Here is a 15,685-nt window from a genome sequence, read left to right on the forward strand (position 1 = left end):
TTATGAAAATAGCATAGATTAAAGGAAGAATCGATGAGAATATTATTTTTGAGCTTAGTGCTAAGTCTAAGCGTTTTTGCAGCTACCATTAAAGAACTTACCAATGTAGTAGGTGTTAGAGATAACCAACTTATAGGATATGGTTTGGTTGTTGGTTTAAATGGAAGTGGAGATGGTACAAGTAGCGAATTTACACTACAATCTATTTCAAATATGCTTCAAGGTATGAATGTAAAAGTTAGCCCAGGTGATATAAAATCAAAAAATACAGCAGCAGTAATGGTTACAGCAAAACTTCCTGCTTTTGCAAGAAGTGGGGATAAACTTGATGTAAGCGTAGCTTCTTTAGGTGATGCCAAATCTTTACAAGGTGGAACCTTACTTATGACAGCTCTAAAAGGGGTTGATGGAGAAATTTATGCAGTAGCTCAAGGCTCTTTAGCTATAGGTGGACTTAGTCCAAGACCAGGCGCAGCAGGAACGCACTCAACCTCAGCAAATGTTATTAATGGTGCAGTCGTAGAAAGAGAAATTCCACAAAACTTTAGCCAAAGTGAAGATTTGATTTTAAGTTTAAAAGAAGCAGATTTTAAAACAGCTAACAATATAGAAAGAGTTTTAAATACTATTTTTGATACAGATATAGCAAAAGCTTTAGATTCTAGAACTATAAAATTAACAAAACCTGAAGAATTTTCTCATGTTGAATTTATGGCAAGAGTATTAGAACAAGATATAGCTTACACTCCAGAAAGTAAAGTGATCATCGATGAAAGAACAGGAACTATAGTAGCGGGAGTAAATATAGAAGTTGAACCTATATTAATTACCCATAAAGATATCACTATAAAAATAGATCCAAACAATACCGTAGCTTTAGGACAAAATGAAATCGATATGAAAGATGGCGGTATTTTAGATCCAGTATCTAATACTTTAAAAATCACAAACAATAAAACAACAGTAGCAAACATAGCTAGAATGCTAAATAAACTTGGAGCAGCGCCAAATGATATCATAGCTATTATGCAAAATTTAAAAAGAGCTGGTGCAATTAGTGCTGAATTAGAGGTGATATGATGAGAGTTGATAATTATTTAGCGAGCAAAAACTATAGTAGCGAACTTTATGAAAGTATTACTAAACACAACAATAGCTACAAGGCTGCTAAAAACTATGCAGATAGTGCTTTTAAAAATGATTTAACTCATATACAAGCATTAAATGATGAAGATAAAGCTTTAAAAGAACAAACTGACGCTTTTGAAGCTTTTTTAATCAAAAGTGTTTTAGATATTTCTTTAAAACAAGAAAATTCTTTATTTGGAAAAGATGCAAGTGATGAAATTTATTCATCTATGTATAATGATACTATGAGTAAAGCATTAAGCGGGGGGTTAGGTTTTTCAAAATTATTATTTGATTATTTAAAAGAAAGGGGTTAAGTTATTTTTTTAAGTGTCGATATAGTTCTTAGAGTTTTTCAATAGAACTGGAGGCTTAAAATGATAAACCCTATACATCAAAGTTATGTAGCTCAGGTTGCTACTAATGATATAAATAAAACAGAAAACAAAGAAAACAACAAGGCAAAAGAAACTCAAAAGGCAGAAGAAAGTAAAGCATCTTTAATTGCTTCTCAAATTAAAAATGGCGAGTACAAAATCAATCTACAAGCCACTTCTAAAGCAATAGCAGATTCTTTATTATAATTTTTATCCTTTTTTGGGTTGGTGCCTAAGAAAGGATAAAAAATGGTTAAACAATATTTAGATGAAACAAATTCTATTTTAGAAAAACTCATCAATCTTACTTTAGAAGATATAGCGCAAATTCAAGCTGCTAATCATAAACATGTAAGTAAAAGTGTTGAAGATAAAACTAAACTTGTAAATGACTTCCAAATTGCTAAAAAAAATCTTGACAAGGCTTTGGTAGAACTTAGTAACCAAGGAAACAATAAAGGCTTAGATGAGCTTTTAGATGATGAAGATAAAGAAAAACTTGCTCTTTTAAAGCAAAATTTAAATACCTTACACCAAAAAAATAAAGAATATGCCAAACTAGCTCTTATTATTAAAAATTTTTACGACAATCTTTTAAATGCAATGTTTGAACAAAATGGAACAAATAATGCTTATGGAGACAATAAAACAATTCCAGATTCATTATTTAAGATTAATGTTTAAAGGCTAAGTCATGGGAATTTTTGATAGCTTATATACCGGAGTTAGTGGCATAAGAGCTGCTGAGCTTCAAATTAACACAACAGGCAATAATATTGCCAATGCAGACGCAGTATTTTACACAAGACAAAGAGCTGTGCAAAGCTCAGGTATGTCTCTTGATAGAGGTGGTTTACACCTAGGAACAGGCACACAAATTGATACCATAAAACGATTGCACGATGAGCACTCTTATTATGAGTTAAAAAATGCCACTACTCAACAAAATTATACAAATTATTTAGGACAAATTTTACAAGAAGCAAGCCAAAGATTTCCTGATATGCAAGGAACTGGTATTTTACAAGATTATAAAAATTATTATGATGCATGGAATAATTTTGCTTCTAATCCAAGTGATGGAGCAAGTAAAATAGATCTTGTTAATAGTGCAAATACATTAACTCAAAACATACAAAAAACCCTACAAGATCTTAGCAAAATGCAACAAACTGTCAACGAGCAAATCAGACAAACTGTAGATGAGATCAATAATATTGGTCAAGAAATTGCAAATATCAACAAACAACTTGAAAACGAAGAAGTTTTACCAACTGATAATGCTAATCAATTAAGAGATAGAAGAGATGAACTTGAACTTAGACTTTCAAAATTAGTTGATGCAGTAGCCTGGAAAGGGAAAAGCTCTCAAGATAGCACCCTAGAATCTACTATGACTGATTCTGGAAGATATTATGATTTAAGTATTCAAGGTTTTAGCATAGTCAATGGCTCTAGCTTTCATCCTTTAAAATTAGATGATAATAATCCTAATGGATTTTATCAAATTTATTATGAAGTAAATGATGAAAACCGCTATGATTTAACTAGTAAAATTTCAGGTGGACAACTTGGAGCTCAGCTTGACCTTAGAGGTAGAAACTATGATGGCAATCACGATACTTACAGCGATGGAAAATTGCAAGAGTATAAAGATATGCTCAATACCTTTACAAAAACACTTATAACTCAAACTAATAATGTCTATGCTCAAGCAGCAACTGATAAAGTAAATTCGGATGATTTAAAAGGTTTAAAACCTGATACTTCTTTAATGAGTTATGATAAAAATATTCAAGCGGGTAGTTTTGATATCATCATATATGACAACGAAGGTAAAGAAGCAGCTAAAAGAACTATAAAAATAGATGTTAATACCACTATAGAAGATGTTATTAAACAAATCAATGCAGATATAGATGACAACCATGATGCAAAACCTGGTAATGATTTAAATGATTATTTTCAAGCCTTTTATCATTATGATGGAAAAAGTGATAGTGGAAATTTCCAAATCAATGGCTTAAAAGAAGGTTATAAAATAGCTTTTAAAGACAATGGTACAAATTTCCCAGGGGCTTTAAATGTATCTTCATTTTTTAATGGTCAAGATGCAAGCAATATCAATGTAAATTCAAGCATTAGAAATGATCCAAATAGCTTAAAAGCAAGCTCAAATGGAGTTGATGGAAACAATGATGTAGCCAATGCTATGTTGCAACTTCAAAATCAAAAAGTAAATTTTTATAATAAAGATGGTACAGTTGATACTATGTCTTTAGATGGATATTATAGAAAATTTACAGGTCAAATTGCTTCAGATGCTGAAAGCAATGGTTTTGCGCATGCAACTAATATGACAGTATTTAATACAGCCTATGCAGAATATCAATCAAAAAGTGGTGTAAATACTAACGAAGAATTAGCAGCGCTTATACAATATCAAGCAAGTTATGGCGCTGCAGCTAAAATCGTAACTACTGTTGATCAAATGCTTGAAACCTTACTTGGTTTAAAATCTTAATGCAAATTAAAGCTCTTTTAGATGAGACTATTTTAAGTAAAAATACCCAAAAAGAGCTTTTCTCTCATCCTGATCCTTTGCAAATTGCAAGTGTTTATAAAGATGAAACCATAGCTTTGCTTTGCGCTTTATTTGCTTATGGAAATGCTAAAAATATTGTAAATTTTTTAAAAAAACTTGATTTTTCCTTGTTTGAAAGAAATGATGAGATTATTAAAAAAGAATGCAAAGATCTAAAATACCGCTTTCAAAACTCTCAAGATATAGCTCAAATTTTTATCACACTTAAACGCTTAAAAAATGAAGATAGTATAGAAAATATTTTCACTAAAACTTATCAAAAAGAGCAAAACATCACACATGCAATAAAAGCTTTTATAGAAACAATTTATAAACTTAATCCTTATAAAAGCTATGGTTATGAGTTTTTCTTTTCAAAAGAATTTAAAACTCCAAAAGGTCCTTTAAAAAGATACAATATGTATCTTAGGTGGATGGTAAGAAAAGATGAGCTTGATTTGGGTTTGTTTAAAAATATCGATAAAAAAGATTTACTTATACCCTTAGACACCCATACTCATAAAGTTTCATTAAAACTTAAGCTTTTAAAGCGTAAGATTTATGATTTTAAAAGTGTTTTAGAGCTTACTCAAAGTCTTAAAAAATTTGATCCACAAGATCCTATAAAATATGATTTTGCTCTATATAGAATCGGACAAAACAAGGAAAGCTTATGGAGCTTGAATTAACTTATTATGTGATTTTATTTTTTGTTGCTGCTTTTGCAGGCTGTGTTGATGCGATTGTAGGTGGTGGTGGACTTATTACTATACCTGCTTTATTTGCTTGCGGGATCCCTCCTCATTTAGCCCTAGCTACCAATAAACTTCAAAGCACTTTTGGCTCACTTACTGCGGTTTTATCTTATAGAAAACATATGAATATAGAAAAAATTGCTTTAGGTATTTTATTTACCGCAATTGGAGCTGTTATTGGTACTTATGCAGTTTTACTAATAGATCAAAACGCTGTTAAAATCATTGTGCTAATATGCCTAGCTTTAGTTTTTCTTTATACTATTTTTAAGCCTAATTTAGGAAATGTTCATAATGAAGCAAAAATGAGTACCACAAGCTTTCAAGTCACTTTTGGTTTATTGCTTGGCTTTTATGATGGCTTTTTAGGGCCTGGAACTGGGTCTTTTTGGATTTTTGCTTGTGTAATATTTCTTGGTTTTAGTATGAAAAATGCAAGCATTAATACTAAAATCTTAAATTTCACTAGCAATGTAGTGGCTTTAGGGGTGTTTTTATACTCTTATGAAGTACTTTGGAAAGTTGGTATTTTAATGGGTATAGGCCAAGTCTTAGGTGCCTTTGTAGGCTCAAAACTAGTCTTAAAAACACAAGGAACTTTTATCAAAAAACTCTTTTTAACTATGGTTGCTTTAACTATAGCTAAGGTTGCTTATGATTATCTTGTTTAAATTCCTTGACTAATTTGCCACATAGGTAAAAATACACCCAAGGCTAAAACTAAAATCAAACTCGCCATAAAAATTGTCATCAAAGGCTCTAAAACACTTAAAAGTCTTTGAGTGTAATTTTCTTTTTTATGTTCATAAAATAAAGCAAGCTCATAAGTACTCTCATCTAGTTTAGAACTTTTTAAAGCTAAATTTAACATTCTTATCGCAAAAGATTCAAAAAGCTTTATTTTGAAAAAAGCTTGATCTAGATCAAGTCCTGATTCAAATGAAGTCTTTATAATAAACATTTTGTTTTTAAAAAATTGATTTTCTATACCTTCACAAGCAAGCTCAAAAGCTCTTTTTATATCCACCCCTGCTTTCAATAAATAAGAAAAAATCAAGAAAAAACAAAATTTATCTTGATAAAATATTATCTTTCCAAAAATGGGAGAATAAAAAAGAATTTTATGAAAAAACAAAGACTTTCTAAAAGAGTAAGCAAGCATTATAAAAAATCCCATACCTAATAAAATAAATACATAAAAATGTTTAAAAAAATCTCCTAAAACAAAAAGAATTTGAGTGATTTTTGGCAAATCTAGTTCAAGTTGCAAAAATAAAGTTTTAAATTCAGGCAAAACCAAAATCATCAGTACAAAAAAAGCTAAAATAATACATGTAAAAACAAAAAGTGGATAAGTTATAGACTTTTTAAACTGCTTAAAATTATGAAGGTTTTTCTCTTTTAGATTAATGATAATCTCAAAAGCCCTATATAAATCCTCCTTACCATCACAAATTTTTAAAACAGCACATTCTCTAGAATTTAAAACACCTCTAAAAGCTTCATTATAAGAGCTTCCATTTTTGAGTTTATTATAAATCACACTAAATATTGTAGCTATATGCATATCATGATTTAATCTTGTAAATTCTAAAATAGCTTCTTGTAAGCTTAATCCTGCTTTTAAAACCATACTTAAATCTTTAAGGATAAAAATAAGCTCTTCTTCTTTAATTTTATGTTTTGTTGTCCCAAAGTATTCTTCAACACTAATAATATTTTCAAATGATTTTTGTGCAATATTTCTAGCTTCATATAGATTTTTAGCTTTAATTGCACATTGCTTTTGCTCTTGTTTTAAGATATAAGAAATAATAAATTTTTTCAAAAACCAATCTTTCTTAGCTCATCTACACTTGTTAAACCAAGCTTAACTTTTTCCAAAACATCCATACCTAAAGTTAAAAAGCCTTTTTTTAAAGCATATGTTAAAATATTTTCATAATTTGCATTATTTTCTATCATACTTTTTAAATTATGGTCTAAAAATAAAAACTCAGCCACCATTAAACGCCCTTTATATCCACTATACATACACTTAGCACAACCCTTTGCTTTATAAAATTTTCCTTCAAAAACTTGATTTTGAAAATGAAATTTTTCATCGCTAAGTTCTTTACATTCACATAATTTTCTTACCAAACGTTGAGCTATGATCAAATTAAGCGCATAAGCTATTAAATATTCTTTTGCACCCATGTGTTTCATTCTAAAAATAGCTTCTATAGCACCATTAGTATGCAAGGTGCTTAAAACTAAATGTCCACTTAAAGAAGCTTTTAAAACTATATCCAAACTCTCCTCATCTCTGATTTCACCCACCATAATCACATCAGGATCTTGCCTTAAAACCGCTCTTAAAGCCTTGTGAAAATCAAAACCAGTTTTAGAATTTAACAAAATTTGCTGAGCATGTTTAAGTTTATATTCTATAGGATCTTCTAGAGTAATGATTTTTTTATTTTGATCAAGCTCGTTTAAAATAGCATGCATAAAAGTGCTTTTACCACTCCCCGTTGGCCCGCAAAATAAAATCAAACCATAAGGTGCGTTCATGTATTTTTTCAAATAGATTAAATTTTCTTCTTTAATAAAAAGTCTATCAAGTTTTAAAACATGCTCATCTTGTTTTAAAATCCTAACCACCACACTTTGCCCAAATAACAAAGGCATAATTGAAATTCTAAAGTCATACTTTTGCTCTAAGATTATCTTAGAAAAACTCCCATCTTGAGCTTGTCTTTGTTCGGCTACATTAAGCAAGGCAATGATTTTTATATGCATTAATAAAGCCTGATAAGAATCCACATCAAGACTATGGATATATTTTAATTCTCCATCTATTCTAAATCTTATCAAAACTTCATTTTCCAAAGGCTCCAAGTGAATATCACTTGCTCTTAAAAAACAAGCATAAGTTAAAATTAAATTCAAAAACTGCTCTAATAAAAACTCATCTTTATTTTCATCACTTTTTAAATTAAGCTCTAATTTATCAAGATAGTTTTGAAAGCAAATTAAAAATTTAATCCTTTCTAGTAAGAATTTAAATTGTGTAAAATCACAAAGAAAAATTTTAATAACCTTTAAGCGGTATAAATTTTGTATTTTTTCTAAAATACTCTCATCTAAAGGTTTTAAAGAAGCTATATGAATATTTTCATCATCTTCATAAAAACAAAAAATATTATATTGTTCTATTAAAGAAAAAGGCAAAACATGGAGATATTTTTCTATTTTAAGATTTTGATTTAAGTCTAAAATTTCCAATTTATACTCTAAGGCTAATTCTTGCAAAGAAAGTTCTTTTATTGTTTTTGCGTCATTCAAAATAATTTCCTAAAAGTTTTTCATACTCTTCTTTAGCTCTTAAAGCATCTTCATGCTTTCCAAGTTTTAATTTAGCATTGATAAAAACTAATCATGCTTCTTTTTCCAACAACTCAAATTCATTTGCCTCAATAGCCCAAAAAACGGCCTTTTGATAATCTTTTATTTGATAAAAATATTTAGCCAAATTTAAAGCATTTTCATAACTTGGGTGATTAATAAATTTTTCATAGAATACATTTTGCTCAAAACTTTCATTTTGAATATTCATTGCATTTAAAAAAGATAAACAAATTAAAAAATTAAAACATATCATCTTCATGTTCAAAACCTAATTCTTTCAAACTTAATACTTTTTTATCAGCTCTTATTAAACTTGGCTTGATGATAAAAACTATTTCACTAATATCTTCTAAATTTTGCTTTCCTTGAAATAAAGCACCAAAAAGTGGTATTTTAGATAAAGCACTTACTTCATTATGGTTACTAATCGTATTTTTACTAATCAATCCACCCAAAATTAAAGTTTGTCCATCATCAACTTCAACTACAGTAGAAAGCTTTTTTTGTATAGTATCTGGTGCTATATTTCTTGGTTTATTTTGTCTATGATTATCAACACTATATTTAAAATCACTCAAACTAGGATTAATCCTAAGCATGATTTTATGATCATCTGAAATTTCTGGCAAAATATTTAGTAAAATTCCTACAAAAATAGAATAATTATTATAAGTTTCACTAATAGTTGTACCATTTTCAGTACCCTTAGAGCTTTCTTTTACTTGATAATTAATCGTATCACCTATGGAAATAATAGCTTGCTGATTATTAAGTGCCATAAGTTTTGGATTAGAAAGTACAGTAGTTTTACCATTTTCTTGTAATAAATTTAAAATAGCCTTAGTTTCAACATTAGCTTTAAGATTAATATTTTTAACACCGCCTTTATTGATTATAAAATCATTATCATCTCCATTAAGTTTAAAAGCAAGATCTTGCCAGTTAATCCCACTTGAATGACTTTTATTTAAATGTACTGCAACTATACTTACATCAATTAAAACTTGTTTTTTAAGTCTTTTATTTAAATCTTTTAAATATTTTTCAACCCTTGTAAGCTCATACAAAGTAGCATTTAAAGTGATAATCCCTGCATTAGTATTAATAATAGGTTTAGTTGTATTTTCATCTAATAAAGCTTGTATTTCTTCTGAAATTTTTTCCCAAAAATCAAATTTATCCGTGCTAATGACCAAATTATCTGCTTCTTTAGCACTATCATAATCACCCTGTTTAGGTCTTGAATCCACTGAAGCTTTGGTAATACTTTGCCCTTCTCTAATAGAGCTTATATAATGCACTTTAAAAGTTTTAACTTGTCTTCCATAAATTTTTAAAATATTTTTTTCATACTCATAAGCAAGATTATTTTCCATCAATAAAAGTTTAAAAATTTCCCTTAAAGACATTTTTCTTATGTGCAGATAGTTTTGAGTATGATTTAACTTTTCTCTGGCTAATGAATCTTTTATTATAATGCTAAAACCACATTCTCTACCAAGTTCATTTAAAATTTCAATCAAAGAAGTTTTATTTTCTACACTTATATCAAAAAAGCGTTGATGACACTGTGAAGCAAAAACGTTTGTAAAAGTTAAGATGCTAATAAATAAAAATATTATTTTTTTCATACAATTTTAAAACCATGATTTTTTCTTCCTTTATCAATACAACTTGAGAATTTTTAATCTCAACAATCTTAAAACCTTCAATATCATCATTTAAAGCATACCATTTATCATTAATCTTAACTTTATTAGAAATGATAGCTTGCAAAGAAAAATCAGATTTTATATTTGTAGTCTTTTGAAAAAAAGGATCTTGAATCAAAGAAAAATCAATATTACTGCAATCTTGATTCAAAAATGGGTACTTAGTACCAAAAGCGCTAAGCACCCATAAATTCACAAGTAAAAATCGAAGCAAATTTTAATTTTCATTACTAAAATCAGCACTTGCTAGACGTTTAAGTTGTCTATAACGGCGTTGTGCTTCTGCTTTATTTTTTTCAAATAATTCTTTTGCTTGCTCAGGATTTGATTTTTTCAAAGAATTATAACGCACTTCATTCATTAAAAAGCTTTCATACAAATCCCAATCAGGCTCTTTAGAAGAAATTGTTAAAGGATTTTTACCTTCTGCTTCTAAACGTGGATCATAAATATAAGTTGGCCAATATCCACATTTTGTGGCAAGTTCTGCTTGATTTCCTGAATTTCCAAGCCCACCTTTAATACCGTGAGCTATACAAGGAGAATAAGCAATAATCAAAGAAGGTCCATCATAAGCTTCTGCTGCTATTATTGCTTTTAACAATTGCGCATAATTTGCATTAGAATTTACTTGAGCTACAAAAATATAACCATAAGTCATAGCAATTTGACCTAGATCTTTTTTCTGCACTGGCTTACCTGCTGCAGCAAATTGAGCTACTGAACCTGTTCTTGAAGATTTTGAGCTTTGACCTCCAGTATTAGAATACACTTCAGTATCAAGCACTAAAATATTTACATTTTCACCACTTGCTAAAACATGATCAAGCCCACCATAACCTATATCATAAGCCCAACCATCACCACCAAAAATCCAATGTGATTTTTTACTTAAATAGCTTTTCAGTTCTAAAATAGCATTTACAGTTTTAATCTGTTTATTTTCTTCTAGCAATGGCACTAACTTATCTCTTAGCTCTAAAGAAGCTTTAGAATCTTCTTTATTTGCAATCCATTCTTTATATAATGCAGAAAGCGCATTAGGAACTTCTTGCATACTTTCATTCATGATTTGCTCAATTTTATGTCTTGTTGTTTCAGTTGCTATTTTCATACCAAGACCAAATTCAGCATTATCTTCAAATAAAGAATTACCCCAAGCTGGTCCATGACCATTTTTATTACTTTTTCTATATGGAGTTGAAGGAGCTGAACCACCATAAATAGAACTACAACCCGTTGCATTAGCGATAATCATTCTTTCACCAAACAATCTAGTGATTAAAGTGATATAAGGAGTTTCTCCACACCCTGGGCATGCTCCATGGAATTCAAATAAAGGTTGAGCAAATTGAATACCTTTTGCATTTTCTCTATTTAAGATATTATCTTTATAGCTTACTTTTTTGAATAAATAATCTGCATTTTCCTGCTCACCATGATCAAGCTCTTCACCTAGTGGAACCATTACTAAAGATTTTTCTTTAGTTGGACACTCATGCACACAAAGCTCACAACCTGTACAATCAAGTGGCGAAACTTGAATTTTGAAATTTAATTTTTGCTCTTTTACGCCTTTTGCATTTAAACTATGTTCTTTTACACCTGCTGGAGCATTGTTTAATTCTTCTTCATCAATCAAGAAAGGTCTAATAACCGCATGCGGACACACTGAAGCACATTGATTACACTGAATACAATTAGTTTCTATCCATCTTGGCACCATAACACCAACGCCTCTTTTTTCATACTCAGTAGTACCATGCTCAAAACTACCATCTTCATAACCCAAAAATGCCGAAACTGGTAAATCATCTCCCTTAGCTGCATTCATAGGTTTTGCGATTTTTTCAACAAACTCAGTGCCTTTATAGGCTATAGTTTCTTCTTTAACTTCATCAGCTAAATTTGCCCAAGAAGGATCAATATCAACTTTTACAAGTCCATCTGCACCCACATCAATAGCTTTGTAATTCATCTCAACTATAGCATCACCTTTTTTACTATATGATTTATAAGCCAATTCTTTCATATATTTTTGCGCATCTTCAAAAGGAATGATATTAGCAAGCTTGAAAAACGCTGATTGCATAATTGTATTTGTTCTACTACCTAGTCCTATTTCTCTAGCAAGTTTTGTAGCATTAATAATATAAAAATTAATTTCTTTTTGCGCTAAAACCCTTTTTACTGCATTTGGAATCTTCTTAATAGTCTCTTGCGCACTCCAAATACTATTTAAAAGGAAAGTTCCACCTTTTCTAATGCCTGCTAAAACATCATAAATTTCTAAATAAGCAGCCACTGAACACGCTACAAAATGCGGTGTAGAAACTAGATAAGTTGAAGTGATAGGTTTTTTAGAAAATCTTAAATGGCTTCTTGTATAACCACCTGATTTTTTAGAATCATAAGCAAAATAAGCTTGTGCATAAAAGTCTGTTTTATCCCCTATAATTTTAATAGAGTTTTTGTTTGCCCCTACAGTACCATCAGCACCAAGTCCATAGAATAGGCACTCTATAGTACTCTCATCACCCAAAGAAATTTTTTCTCCCACAGGCAATGAAGTAAAGGTCACATCATCATTAATTCCTATGGTAAAACCATCTTTTGGATTTGCTTGATTTAGGTTTTCAAAAACCGCTAGAAGTTGAGCAGGATCAACATCTTTTGAAGAAAGTCCATATCTACCACCAACGATTAAAGGTGCTTTTTCTTTTCCATAATATGCACTTTTTAAATCCAAATAAAGTGGCTCGCCTAAACTTCCTGGCTCTTTAGTTCTATCTAATACAGCAATTTTTTCAACACTTTGAGGCATTACATCAAATAAATATTTTAAACTAAATGGTCTATATAAATGAACTTTTAAAACCCCTACTTTTTCGCCTTTACTATTTAGATGATCTACAACCTCTTTTAAAGCTTCAGTCACTGAACCCATTGCTACTACAATGCGCGTTGCGTTTTTATCCCCATAATATACAAAAGGTTTGTATTCTCTTCCTGTAATTTTTGAAATTTCTTGCATATATTCATTAACAATGTCAGGAATAGCTTCATAATATTTATTTGCTAACTCTCTTGTTTGAAAATAAATATCATCATTTTGAGCTGTACCTCTTGTTTTTGGATTTTCTGGATTTAGACAGGAATTTCTAAATTCTAATAAAGCTTCACGGTCAAGCAAACGATCAAAATGTGCATAATCCATCACTTCGATTTTTTGAATTTCATGGCTTGTTCTAAAACCATCAAAAAAATGCATAAAAGGCACTCTACCTTTAATAGCTGCTAGATGCGCAACACCTGCTAAATCCATACTTTCTTGCACAGAATGTGAGCAAAGCATAGCAAAACCTGTTTGTCTTGCTGCATAAATATCTTGATGATCGCCAAAGATAGATAGTGCTTGAGAAGCCAAAGCTCTAGCTGCCACATGAATAACCCCAGGTAAAAGCTGACCTGCGATTTTATACATATTTGGTATTTTTAGCAAAAGTCCTTGAGAGGCAGTATAAGTAGTAGTTAAAGCGCCAGCTTGCAAAGAACCATGAACCGTCCCTGCCGCTCCTGCTTCACTTTGCATCTCTACAACTTTAACCGGTACTCCAAAAAGGTTTTTTTTACCTTGAGAAGCCCATATATCAGTATAATCTGCCATTGGTGAACTTGGGGTAATAGGATAAATTCCAGCAACTTCTGTAAATGCATAAGCTGCATAAGCTGCTGCTTCATTACCATCCATTGTTTTCATTATTTTACTCATCTAATTATCCTTATAATTAAAATAATTACTTAAAATCAATAGCTACTTTATCTTGAATTGTCTTAAACAATGATAAAAAATTTTTATTATTTATAAGTATGGAGTTTGAGTGTGAAATTATCGGATATTTTTTATATACTCTATTGCCTCATAAGTATTTTTAAAAAGTGGAATTTTAAATTTAGCTAAACTTTCCTTGCTTTCATAACCACTACTCACTGCTATGGGTTTAACGCCAGCATTACAAGCTGCTTGGATATCTAAATGAGTATCTCCAATCATAAATGCATTTTCTTTACCTTTAGATAATTTTTCTAAAGCTAATAAAATAGGCTCAGCATTTGGTTTTGGGTGAGTTACATCATCTCTACCTATGATAACTTTAAAGTATTCTCCTATACCTAAATGATCAAGTAAAGGTTTAGAAAATTTAGAACTTTTAGTCGTTACAACAGCTAAATCAGCAAACAAACTAGCCTCATATACACTTTCTTTTGCCAAAGAGAGCAAAGAAGTTTGCTCTATATAGATTTTTTGATATACGCTTCTATAAGCATTAATATACTCACTTGTTTTTTCCTTTGGCACTCCAAGTTTTTCAAAAGCTACATCTAAAGGAAAGCCTATTAAAGCTTTAATGGCCTCATGATCTCTTAAAGGCACACTAAAAGCTTTAAAAGCAGCATCAAAACCATCTAAAATGGCACTTGTAGAGTCTATCAAAGTGCCATCTAAGTCAAACAAAATTGTCTTTTTTAACAAAGTTTATTCTTTAATGAAAAATTTTGCTTCCACGCGTCTATTTTGCGCACGGCCTTCTTTAGTATCATTGCTTACTTTTGGCCTATCAAAACCATAGCCCTTAGTTGCAATTTTTTCTTTAGCAACACCTGATTTTTCAAGTTCTTTCGCAACTGCCTTAGCACGCTCTAATGATAATTTTTGATTATAAGCTTTAGTTCCTGTACTATCTGTGTGACCTTCTAAAATAGTATAATATTGTGGGTTTTCTTCTAAAACCTTACCTACTTCTTGGATTTTTTGTGCAAACTCAGGGTTTATAATGATTTGATCAAAACCAAAATGTCCTTCAAGTGCTATTGTCTTTTCACAACCTATATGATCAAGTAAAGCACCTTTTCTTGGTTCTGGACATGATTTATCAATTTGTTTTGTTTGCGGTTTTTCTTCGATTTGCTTAGTTGTAGGCTGAGGAGTTTTTGGAGCTTTATTACCAAAATAAAAACTCAAGCCAACACTAGAAATCAAATTATGTTCACCATTATTGAATTTAATTTGATCTCTTGCTTCAAGTCTTAAAGCCAAATCTTCTCCAAGTGCAAATTTAAAACCTGCACCATATTGAGCAAACATACCACTTTTATTTTCATAAGCTCCATGACTCAAATACTCATAACCTGTTCCCAACAAACCATATAAATATACATGATTAGCCAGATCAATTCCCTTAATAGCATTTACATAAAATCTTGAAACACTAGTATCTGTATGTGTATTATCGTTTGGATTATTATATTTTGCATTGTCATAATACTCTAAGCCAAGTTCAGCCTGATCTAGCCATAAACCATCATAATGATAACCAAATCTCAATCCCACTCCACCATAATTTTTAAGATCTAAATTTCCTTCTGGAGTTGTGTAGTTAAAGGTTGGAGTGATTTCTATTTTGCTAGTATCAAAAGCAAACAAAGCACTAACTAAACTAACCAATCCTATGATTTTTTTCATCGTCTATCCTTAAAAATGAAAATAAATGGGGTATTATATAAAATGAAGATTAAAATAAAATAAGCCCCTTTTGGGTAAGGGGCTTAAATTTACTACAAAAAGGAGGTTTCCCTGATCGGACTTTGAAATTATAAAAGTTTATTATAAATAAAAAATCCTATAATTTTAAACAAAACTAAAATATATGAAAAAATATGATTTTTTTAAAAAAA

15 protein-coding genes are annotated in these 15,685 nt (G+C 30.2%); 7 read left to right on the plus strand and 8 right to left on the minus strand.

Translation table 11 applies throughout. The features are described from left to right. Window positions 1-33 precede the first annotated feature (33 nt). The 7 genes from L8U00_RS04025 to L8U00_RS04055 are packed head-to-tail and all read left to right on the plus strand — an operon-like array spanning window position 34 to window position 5,515. Complete coding sequence (locus L8U00_RS04025) at window positions 34-1,080, plus strand: flagellar basal body P-ring protein FlgI (RefSeq protein ID WP_039617681.1); 1,047 nt, start codon at window positions 34-36, stop codon at window positions 1,078-1,080. Beyond that, window positions 1,080-1,445 (plus strand): rod-binding protein, encoded by a 366-nt coding sequence (locus L8U00_RS04030; protein ID WP_039617679.1) that lies wholly within the window; start codon window positions 1,080-1,082, stop codon window positions 1,443-1,445. Before L8U00_RS04025 ends, L8U00_RS04030 begins: the two co-directional genes overlap by 1 nt. A 60-nt stretch (window positions 1,446-1,505) precedes the next feature. Then, window positions 1,506-1,712 (plus strand): hypothetical protein, encoded by a 207-nt coding sequence (locus L8U00_RS04035; protein ID WP_012661139.1) that lies wholly within the window; start codon window positions 1,506-1,508, stop codon window positions 1,710-1,712. 42 nt (window positions 1,713-1,754) lie between these two features. Next, window positions 1,755-2,189 carry a flagellar protein FlgN gene (locus L8U00_RS04040; RefSeq protein WP_263663826.1) on the plus strand — a complete coding sequence of 145 codons (435 nt, stop codon included), beginning with the start codon at window positions 1,755-1,757 and terminating at the stop codon, window positions 2,187-2,189. A 10-nt stretch (window positions 2,190-2,199) separates the two neighbouring features. Beyond that, window positions 2,200-4,029, plus strand: a complete 1,830-nt coding sequence (gene flgK / locus L8U00_RS04045) for a flagellar hook-associated protein FlgK (protein ID WP_263706630.1) — start codon at window positions 2,200-2,202, stop codon at window positions 4,027-4,029. After that, window positions 4,029-4,778: a TIGR02757 family protein gene (locus tag L8U00_RS04050; protein ID WP_263708588.1), complete on the plus strand. Its 750-nt coding sequence runs from the start codon at window positions 4,029-4,031 to the stop codon at window positions 4,776-4,778. Before flgK ends, L8U00_RS04050 begins: the two co-directional genes overlap by 1 nt. After that, the gene (locus L8U00_RS04055; RefSeq protein ID WP_263708589.1) at window positions 4,763-5,515 is read left to right on the plus strand and encodes a TSUP family transporter; all 753 of its coding nucleotides are present in this window, start codon (window positions 4,763-4,765) and stop codon (window positions 5,513-5,515) included. The genes L8U00_RS04050 and L8U00_RS04055 overlap by 16 nt, the downstream gene beginning before the upstream one ends. Here the strand turns inward: L8U00_RS04055 and L8U00_RS04060 are convergent. From L8U00_RS04060 to L8U00_RS04095, 8 genes are all read right to left on the minus strand, one after another. Continuing rightward, complete coding sequence (locus tag L8U00_RS04060) at window positions 5,512-6,672, minus strand: type II secretion system F family protein (RefSeq protein ID WP_263708590.1); 1,161 nt, start codon at window positions 6,670-6,672, stop codon at window positions 5,512-5,514. The two genes, L8U00_RS04055 and L8U00_RS04060, sit on opposite strands and share 4 nt — an antisense overlap. Beyond that, window positions 6,669-8,174, minus strand: coding sequence for a GspE/PulE family protein (locus tag L8U00_RS04065; protein WP_263708591.1), 1,506 nt, complete (start codon window positions 8,172-8,174; stop codon window positions 6,669-6,671). The genes L8U00_RS04060 and L8U00_RS04065 overlap by 4 nt, the downstream gene beginning before the upstream one ends. A gap of 91 nt (window positions 8,175-8,265) precedes the next feature. Further along, a complete protein-coding gene (locus L8U00_RS04070; RefSeq protein WP_263708592.1) occupies window positions 8,266-8,496 on the minus strand; it encodes a hypothetical protein in 231 nt (76 codons plus the stop codon). Continuing rightward, window positions 8,477-9,868: a pilus (MSHA type) biogenesis protein MshL gene (gene mshL / locus L8U00_RS04075; protein WP_263708593.1), complete on the minus strand. Its 1,392-nt coding sequence runs from the start codon at window positions 9,866-9,868 to the stop codon at window positions 8,477-8,479. Before mshL ends, L8U00_RS04070 begins: the two co-directional genes overlap by 20 nt. Further along, window positions 9,840-10,100 (minus strand): hypothetical protein, encoded by a 261-nt coding sequence (locus L8U00_RS04080; RefSeq protein ID WP_263663819.1) that lies wholly within the window; start codon window positions 10,098-10,100, stop codon window positions 9,840-9,842. The genes mshL and L8U00_RS04080 overlap by 29 nt, the downstream gene beginning before the upstream one ends. A 66-nt stretch (window positions 10,101-10,166) precedes the next feature. Beyond that, window positions 10,167-13,721: a pyruvate:ferredoxin (flavodoxin) oxidoreductase gene (nifJ, locus tag L8U00_RS04085; RefSeq protein WP_263708594.1), complete on the minus strand. Its 3,555-nt coding sequence runs from the start codon at window positions 13,719-13,721 to the stop codon at window positions 10,167-10,169. 117 nt (window positions 13,722-13,838) lie between these two features. Beyond that, on the minus strand, window positions 13,839-14,483 hold the full coding sequence (locus tag L8U00_RS04090) for an HAD family hydrolase (protein ID WP_263708595.1): 645 nt from the start codon (window positions 14,481-14,483) through the stop codon (window positions 13,839-13,841). A 3-nt stretch (window positions 14,484-14,486) separates the two neighbouring features. Continuing rightward, window positions 14,487-15,473 (minus strand): OmpA family protein, encoded by a 987-nt coding sequence (locus L8U00_RS04095; RefSeq protein WP_263708596.1) that lies wholly within the window; start codon window positions 15,471-15,473, stop codon window positions 14,487-14,489. Window positions 15,474-15,685 lie beyond the last annotated feature (212 nt).

Origin of the sequence: Campylobacter sp. IFREMER_LSEM_CL2256 (assembly GCF_025771645.1) — a bacterium.
Classification (GTDB): domain Bacteria; phylum Campylobacterota; class Campylobacteria; order Campylobacterales; family Campylobacteraceae; genus Campylobacter_D.

Bases quoted from the DNA above. Each gene is read 5' to 3' on its own strand.
- L8U00_RS04055 (WP_263708589.1), top strand. From the start codon at position 4,763: ATGGAGCTTGAATTAACTTATTATGTGATTTTATTTTTTGTTGCTGCT.
- flgK (WP_263706630.1), top strand. From the start codon at position 2,200: ATGGGAATTTTTGATAGCTTATATACCGGAGTTAGTGGCATAAGAGCT.
- L8U00_RS04035 (WP_012661139.1), top strand. From the start codon at position 1,506: ATGATAAACCCTATACATCAAAGTTATGTAGCTCAGGTTGCTACTAAT.
- L8U00_RS04095 (WP_263708596.1), bottom strand. From the start codon at position 15,473: ATGAAAAAAATCATAGGATTGGTTAGTTTAGTTAGTGCTTTGTTTGCT.
- L8U00_RS04030 (WP_039617679.1), top strand. From the start codon at position 1,080: ATGAGAGTTGATAATTATTTAGCGAGCAAAAACTATAGTAGCGAACTT.
- L8U00_RS04050 (WP_263708588.1), top strand. From the start codon at position 4,029: ATGCAAATTAAAGCTCTTTTAGATGAGACTATTTTAAGTAAAAATACC.
- L8U00_RS04070 (WP_263708592.1), bottom strand. From the start codon at position 8,496: ATGAAGATGATATGTTTTAATTTTTTAATTTGTTTATCTTTTTTAAAT.
- nifJ (WP_263708594.1), bottom strand. From the start codon at position 13,721: ATGAGTAAAATAATGAAAACAATGGATGGTAATGAAGCAGCAGCTTAT.
- mshL (WP_263708593.1), bottom strand. From the start codon at position 9,868: ATGAAAAAAATAATATTTTTATTTATTAGCATCTTAACTTTTACAAAC.
- L8U00_RS04025 (WP_039617681.1), top strand. From the start codon at position 34: ATGAGAATATTATTTTTGAGCTTAGTGCTAAGTCTAAGCGTTTTTGCA.
- L8U00_RS04040 (WP_263663826.1), top strand. From the start codon at position 1,755: ATGGTTAAACAATATTTAGATGAAACAAATTCTATTTTAGAAAAACTC.